This is a genomic window from Microvirga sp. BSC39 (genome assembly GCF_000739015.1).
GTDB lineage: Bacteria > Pseudomonadota > Alphaproteobacteria > Rhizobiales > Beijerinckiaceae > Microvirga.
The window spans coordinates 78,400-84,988 of record NZ_JPUG01000066.1; the positions used below are offsets into that span (position 1 = coordinate 78,400).

Genomic DNA, 6,589 nt, shown 5'->3' on the forward strand with positions numbered 1-6,589 from the left:
ATGATCACCCGCCGCGGCGTCACCGCCGGCCTCGCCACCTCCCTGATCGGCCTGCCGCGAACCGGGTGGGCGCAGGAAGCCGCCTCTCCCGTCGATGAGTTCACGGCCAAGCCCGGCCCGCTCAAGCTGCGCCCCGATGCGGGTGAGACAGAGGTATGGACCTTCAACGGCTCCCTGGCTCTGGTCGTGCGGAGCAGGCAGGGCACGGAGCTGCGGCTGAAGCTGCGGAACGAGACCGCCCTGCCCCTGTCCCTGCACTTTCACGGGGTGCGCGGCCCGAACGCCATGGACGGTGTCGGCAGCCTGACCCAGGAGCCGGTGGCGCCGGGGCAGTCTTACGACTATCGCTTCACGCCGCCGGATGCCGGCACCTTCCTGATCCGGCCCTGCGTGCTCGGCGGCAGCGCCGAGCCTCAGGAGCGCGGCCTCTCGGGCCTGCTGATCCTAGAGGAAGCCAACCCTCCCCAGGTCGACCGGGATCTCGCCCTGCTCGTCGACGACTGGAGCCTGAACGACAACGGCTCGCTCACGCCCTTCCAGAAATCACCGGAAACCGCCCCGGCCGGCCGCCTCGGAAGCTGGCTCAGCCTCAACGGAAAGCCGACGCCGCAGCGGATCGAGGCCCCTACTGGCGGACGCCTGCGGCTGCGGCTCGCCAATGCCTGCAATGCCCGCGCCATGCGCCTGCGCTTCGACGGGTTGAAGGCCTACGTGATCGCCATCGACGGCCAGCCGACCAGCACCTTCGAGCCGCTGCGCGCGTCCCTGCCCTTCGCGCCCGGCAGCCGCTATGACCTGCTCGTGGACCTTGCCTCCGAGCCTGGAGCCACCGGCGCCGTGATGGCCCTGATCGGCGACGGTCTGCCCCTCCTCGAGATCGTCACAGCGGGCGACAAGCGCCCGGCCCTGCCGGCCATCGCCCCGCTTCCGGCGAACACGAAGCTGCCGGAGGTGATCAAGCTGCAGAACGCCACCCGCAAGGACGTGGTGATCAAGGGAGATCCGAAGGCGCCGAACACCCCCTGGACGATCAACGGAGCCGCGGGACAACCGAATGGCGCCCCACTCGTCAAGGTGAAGCGGGGCAGCCCCATCGTGCTCACGCTGACCAACCAGACCGGCTTCATGCAGCCGCTGCACCTGCACGGCCACAGCGTCAGGCTCCTCCATGCCCTTGATGACGGCTGGGAGCCCTATTGGCTGGATACTGTGCAGGTGCCGGAGAACAAGACCGTCCGCATCGCCTTCGTGGCGGACAATCCCGGCAAGTGGCTCCTCGCGTCGACCGTGCTGGAGCGGTTCGATGCGGGACTCTGGACCTGGATCGAGGTTACCTGAGCAGTTCCCGCAGGATCCCCGGCACCAGTTCCGCCAGATCCTCGGCGATCAGCCCCGGCCCGAAGCTTGCCCCGGCCTCCGCATGAATCCAGACCCCGGCGCAGGCGGCCTCGAAGGCGGGCACACCTTGAGCCATCAGACCGGCGATGAGGCCGCAGAGCGTATCGCCCGACCCTGCCGTCGCGAGATAAGGCGTACCGTTCTCGTTGATCGCCGCGCGGCCGTCCGGCGCGGCAATCACGGTGTCGGCTCCCTTGAGCAGAACAACCGCGCCCGTATAGGCAGCGGCGCGGCGGACACGCTCGATTTTCGATGCAGGATCAAGAAGATCCGGATGTCCCTTGAACAAACGGCTGAACTCGCCGTCATGGGGCGTGAGCACCGTTGGCGCATAGCGAAACGCTCCGTGTAGCTCTGAGGCGAGCCCCTCGAAGGAGGTCAGCGCGTCCGCATCCAGCACAAGGCTGCGCCGGGCACGGACCGCCACGGCCACCATGGCGCGAGTGCCCGCGTGGATGCCGAGCGCGGGGCCCAGCACAAGGGCATTGAAGCGCGTATCCTGCAGGATCGTGTTGAGCCCCTCCGGTCCGTCGCAGCCCCGCAGCATGATGGCCGTGAGATGGGCAGCGTTGACCCCCAGGGCTTCCGGCGGCGAGGCCACGGTCACGAGACCTGAGCCGATGCGAAGCGCCGCCCGTGCCGCCAGCCGCGCGGCGCCGGTCCGGGTCGCACCACCGGAGGCGACCAGCGTGTGTCCGCGCTCGTATTTGTGGGACGAGAGCCCCGGCCTCGGCAGTACATGGCTCCAAAGGGCGGGGCTGTTGGCGAACAGAGTGCCGGCCTTGGCATCCAGCGTCTTGCGGCCGATCCCAATATCCGCCACCTCGACGGGGCCGCTATAGGCCCGCCCGGGCATCAGCAGATGGCAAGGCTTGCGCGCGGCGAAGGTCACAGTCCGGGTGGCTTTGACGGCCACACCCCGCACCTCTCCTGTGTTGCCGTCAATGCCCGAGGGCAGATCCACGGCGAGAATCGGCCGCCCCGATGCATTCATGCGATCTACCGCCAGCCGCGCAGAGCCTTCGAGATTGCGAGCAAGGCCGGTGCCGAACAGGGCATCGATGATGAGGTCCGCGTCGTGAAAGGCGAGGTCCTCGATCCGCTCGACTCTTCTAGCCCAGCTCTTGGCGGCCTCGGCCGCGTCACCGGTCAGCTTGTCGGGAGCACCCAAAAGGCCGAGGCTCACCTGGTAGCCGCGCTCAGTCAGCAGCGCCGCGGCAATGAAGCCGTCACCCCCATTCTGCCCCGGGCCCGCCGCCACGACAATCCTGCTGCCTGGGGCGGCTAATTTTTCGGCAGCCTCGGCGACAGCGCGCCCGGCGCGTCGCATGAGCTCGATCCCGGAAATCCCACCCGCGATGGTTGCCAGGTCGGCCAGCCTCATCTCCGTGGGGGTCAGAACGAGTTCGGGAGCGGTCATGGGAGCAAAATGGACCCGTTTTTCAGGATTTGGCGAGGATTTTCGCAACTGCACAAAGTTTGAGCAGAAGATGCTCAGGATGGCAGCAGATTGGACGACTTTGACTCGACGAGGCCATGGAAGGCTCCTCCCGGCTGGTGCTAAAAGCAGCAAAACCTCGAACGAGAACGGTTGAACGGGATGAAGAAGATCGAAGCCATCATCAAGCCCTTCAAGCTCGATGAAGTCAAAGAAGCTCTCCAGGAAGTCGGCCTGCAAGGCATCACCGTCATCGAAGCCAAGGGCTTCGGCCGCCAGAAGGGCCACACCGAACTCTACCGCGGCGCAGAATACGTGGTGGACTTCCTGCCGAAGGTGAAGCTCGAGATCGTTCTCAACGACGACATGGCGGATGCCGCCATCGAGGCCATCCGCAAGGCGGCCCAGACCGGGCGCATCGGCGACGGCAAGATTTTCGTTTCGACGGTCGAAGAGGCCGTTCGTATCCGCACGGGCGAGACCGGATCCGACGCGATCTAAACTCGCTTTTCCAAGCCAAGGCCTGACGGCCAAGGATGACTCTCAAGGGCAGAAGAGGACTTAACGACCATGCAGACCGCCAAGGATGTGCTGAAGGCGATCAAGGAAAACGACGTCAAGTATGTCGACTTCCGTTTCACTGACCCGCGCGGCAAGTGGCAGCACGTCACTTTCGACGTCGACATGGTCGATGAGGAGATGTTCGCCGACGGCATCATGTTCGACGGCTCGTCGATTGCCGGCTGGAAGGCGATCAACGAGTCCGACATGACCCTCATGCCCGACCCGACGACGGCCCAGATGGACCCGTTCTTCGCGGCCTCCACCATGTCGATCAACTGCGACATCCTCGAGCCCGCCACGGGCGAGCCCTACAACCGCGATCCGCGCGGCATCGCGAAGAAGGCCGAAGCCTACCTGAAGTCCACGGGCATCGCCGACACGGTCTATGTCGGCCCCGAGGCCGAGTTCTTCATCTTCGACGACGTGAAGTTCATGGCCGACCCCTATAACACCGGGTTCAAGCTCGACGCCGCCGAGCTGCCGACCAACGGCGACACGCCCTACGAGGGCGGCAACCTCGGCCACCGCATCCCCACCAAGGGCGGCTACTTCCCGGTTCCACCGCTGGATTCGGCTCAGGACATGCGCGGCGAGATGCTCGCGGCCATGAAGGCCATGGGCGTGACGGTCGAGAAGCACCATCACGAGGTTGCCTCCGCACAGCACGAGCTCGGCACGAAGTTCAACACCCTGGTGCGCACCGCCGACGAGATGCAGATCTACAAGTACTGCATCCACAACGTCGCCCAGTCCTACGGCAAGACGGCCACCTTCATGCCGAAGCCGGTCTACGGCGACAACGGCTCGGGCATGCACGTGCACCAGTCTCTCTGGAAGGGCGGCAAGCCGCTGTTCGCGGGCAACAAGTATGCCGACCTGTCCCAGGAGTGCCTGTGGTACATCGGCGGCATCATCAAGCATGCCAAGGCGCTGAACGCCTTCACCAACCCGTCGACGAACTCCTACAAGCGTCTCGTCCCAGGCTACGAGGCACCGGTGCTGCTGGCCTACTCGGCCCGTAACCGCTCGGCCTCCTGCCGTATTCCGTGGACGACCTCGCCGAAGGCCAAGCGCGTCGAGATCCGCTTCCCTGATCCGACCGCCAACCCGTACCTCGCCTTTGCTGCGATCATGATGGCGGGTCTCGACGGCATCCTGAACAAGATCGATCCGGGCCCGGCCATGGACAAGGACCTCTATGATCTGCCTCCGCGCGAGCTGAAGAAGATCCCCACCGTCTGCGGCTCGCTCCGCGAAGCTCTTGCCAGCGTCGACAAGGACCGCGGGTTCCTCAAGGCCGGTGGCGTCTTCAACGACGACTTCATCGACAGCTACATCGAGCTGAAGATGGCCGAGGTCGCCCGCTTCGAGATGACCCCGCATCCGGTCGAGTTCCAGATGTACTACTCCGTCTAACGGACGCGTTTCCTCCCGGCTGCGGATCCGCAGCCTTCCTTCGCCGGAGCCTTCTAGGCTCCGGCTTTTTTGTTCCGGCTGTGCAGACTGATCGCTGCTTCGGCTGCACCGCAGACGTGGGTGCTCGTCGATCCCCACACCTGACGGGTCGTGACGATGATCCAGCACAGTCAGTCGCCGTGCAGGCTCTTGCCCACTTGGGTCAAAGCACAAAGAAAAGGCCCGGGTTTAACCCGGGCCTTTTTTCGTCGCTGAAATCACGATGTCAGTATGACCCGAACTTATAGCTCAAACCAGCGCGGATCGTGTGGAATTCCGTTTCGACGTCATGAGTAACGCGGCTGGTGAAAACCCGGGTCAAATCATGGTCGAGGTCGTCGAACTGCGAATACCGATACTCAAGACGGGCTGTCAGGTTGTTGGTGAAGGCATATTCCACACCAGCACCGAGGGTCCATCCCCACTCTGCGTCTTCGAAGCTGGCTGCGTCCGTGCCACCAGTCGTCGTGTCGCGAAAAACGTAGTCAGTTTCGAAATTGGCGAAAGCCAATCCGCCTGTCGCATAGATCAGGGCGCGATCAAGAGCGAAACCAAGGCGAGCCCGCAGGGAGCCTTGTACGGTGATGTTGCTGTCAGCAAAGGTGGAAGATCCGGTTGTCGGGCTGATCCGACCGAACCCGCCGTCGATACCGGTGCCTTCTAGGTCAGCCTCCACACCTGCAACGATCGAGCCGAACTGGAAATTGTAGCCGACATGCGCGCCTCCGACGAAGCCGTCAAAATCGCCGTCCTGGTTGAAAGGGAGAAATCCCGTCGGGGTCGTCATCCCGCCCGAGCTGTCACCCCAGGCATATCCAGCCTGCACACCGACATAAAAGCCAGTCCATGTGAGAACCGGAACGGCAGCGACCGGGACGGGAGCTACACGGGACGGGAGGTCTGCCGCCATGGCGCCGACCGTGAGGCCGAGGAATGCAGCTGAGGAGAGAAGAACGTTCTTCATTGTCAGAATCCACTTAGGAATGCCGCTGTCATTGTTCTTACAGCAGATTCATTTCCCAAGCTGTGACATATAAAACACAATTACGTTTCGTTACCTGTGTGACTGGATAGGCGACCTCGATTCTGGATCCTCAATAGCTCGCATTGCAGCGGTCATCTGGGCGAGCGACCAACGAAAAAGGCCCGGGTGTTGACCCGGGCCTTTTCTGTCTCTGTAGAAGAGACGGATCTTAGTAGGTGCCGAAGCGGAAGTTCAGACCAGCGCGCACCACACCGAAGTCGGTCTCGCCGTCGAAGCCCGGGAAGTCGTCGTCGTTGTCGAGGTTGACGTACAGACCTTCGATCTTGGCCGACAGGTTGTTGGTGAAGGCGTACTCCACACCACCACCCACGGTCCAGCCGTTGGCCTCGTCAGCGAAGGCGAAACCGCCGGTGGCGTAGATCAGAGCGCGGTCGAAGGCCACACCGGCGCGAGCACGCACCGTGCCGAACCAGTCGCTGTTGTCGATGTCGTAGGTGGTGCCGCCCACCACGAAGGCACCCTCACGGCCGAAGTCGGCGTACTGGATGTCGCCTTCGAGACCGACCACGAACGAGCCGATCTGGTAGTTGTAGCCAACCTGGGCGCCGCCGACGAAGCCGCCGTCGTTGTCGTCGTCAGCCAGGGCAACGGAGTCGAAGTCGTCGTCCGACCAGCCGTAGCCAGCGTTCACACCGACGTAGAAGCCGGTCCAGGTGAAGATCGGAGCAGCGGCAATGATCGGAGCCGGC

At 63.8% G+C, this 6,589-nt stretch carries 6 protein-coding genes; 3 read left to right on the forward strand and 3 right to left on the reverse strand.

Translation table 11 applies throughout. From position 1 onward, the window contains the following. Positions 1–1,338, forward strand: a complete 1,338-nt coding sequence (locus MA07_RS15665) for a multicopper oxidase family protein (protein WP_052003213.1) — start codon at positions 1–3, stop codon at positions 1,336–1,338. Here MA07_RS15665 and MA07_RS15670 read toward each other — a convergent pair. Next, complete coding sequence (locus MA07_RS15670) at positions 1,331–2,818, reverse strand: bifunctional ADP-dependent NAD(P)H-hydrate dehydratase/NAD(P)H-hydrate epimerase (RefSeq protein ID WP_036352731.1); 1,488 nt, start codon at positions 2,816–2,818, stop codon at positions 1,331–1,333. The two genes, MA07_RS15665 and MA07_RS15670, sit on opposite strands and share 8 nt — an antisense overlap. 180 nt (positions 2,819–2,998) lie before the next feature. Between MA07_RS15670 and MA07_RS15675 the strand changes: the two genes are divergently transcribed. Then, positions 2,999–3,337, forward strand: coding sequence for a P-II family nitrogen regulator (locus MA07_RS15675; RefSeq protein ID WP_036352735.1), 339 nt, complete (start codon positions 2,999–3,001; stop codon positions 3,335–3,337). A gap of 69 nt (positions 3,338–3,406) precedes the next feature. Continuing rightward, a complete protein-coding gene (glnA, locus tag MA07_RS15680; protein WP_036352737.1) occupies positions 3,407–4,816 on the forward strand; it encodes a type I glutamate--ammonia ligase in 1,410 nt (469 codons plus the stop codon). Between the two features lie 265 nt (positions 4,817–5,081). Here the strand turns inward: glnA and MA07_RS15685 are convergent, their stop codons facing one another. Together MA07_RS15685 and MA07_RS15690 are read right to left on the reverse strand one after the other, a co-directional pair. Next, positions 5,082–5,819, reverse strand: coding sequence for an outer membrane protein (locus MA07_RS15685; RefSeq protein WP_036352740.1), 738 nt, complete (start codon positions 5,817–5,819; stop codon positions 5,082–5,084). 229 nt (positions 5,820–6,048) lie between these two features. Next, positions 6,049–6,589: outer membrane beta-barrel protein (locus tag MA07_RS15690; RefSeq protein WP_036345442.1), on the reverse strand; the 541-nt coding region annotated here is incomplete at its 5' end.

What these genes read in the sequence shown, in the direction of transcription:
- MA07_RS15685 (WP_036352740.1), bottom strand. Translation starts at nt 5,819, where the DNA reads ATGAAGAACGTTCTTCTCTCCTCAGCTGCATTCCTCGGCCTCACGGTC.
- MA07_RS15670 (WP_036352731.1), bottom strand. Translation starts at nt 2,818, where the DNA reads ATGACCGCTCCCGAACTCGTTCTGACCCCCACGGAGATGAGGCTGGCC.
- MA07_RS15665 (WP_052003213.1), top strand. Translation starts at nt 1, where the DNA reads ATGATCACCCGCCGCGGCGTCACCGCCGGCCTCGCCACCTCCCTGATC.
- glnA (WP_036352737.1), top strand. Translation starts at nt 3,407, where the DNA reads ATGCAGACCGCCAAGGATGTGCTGAAGGCGATCAAGGAAAACGACGTC.
- MA07_RS15675 (WP_036352735.1), top strand. Translation starts at nt 2,999, where the DNA reads ATGAAGAAGATCGAAGCCATCATCAAGCCCTTCAAGCTCGATGAAGTC.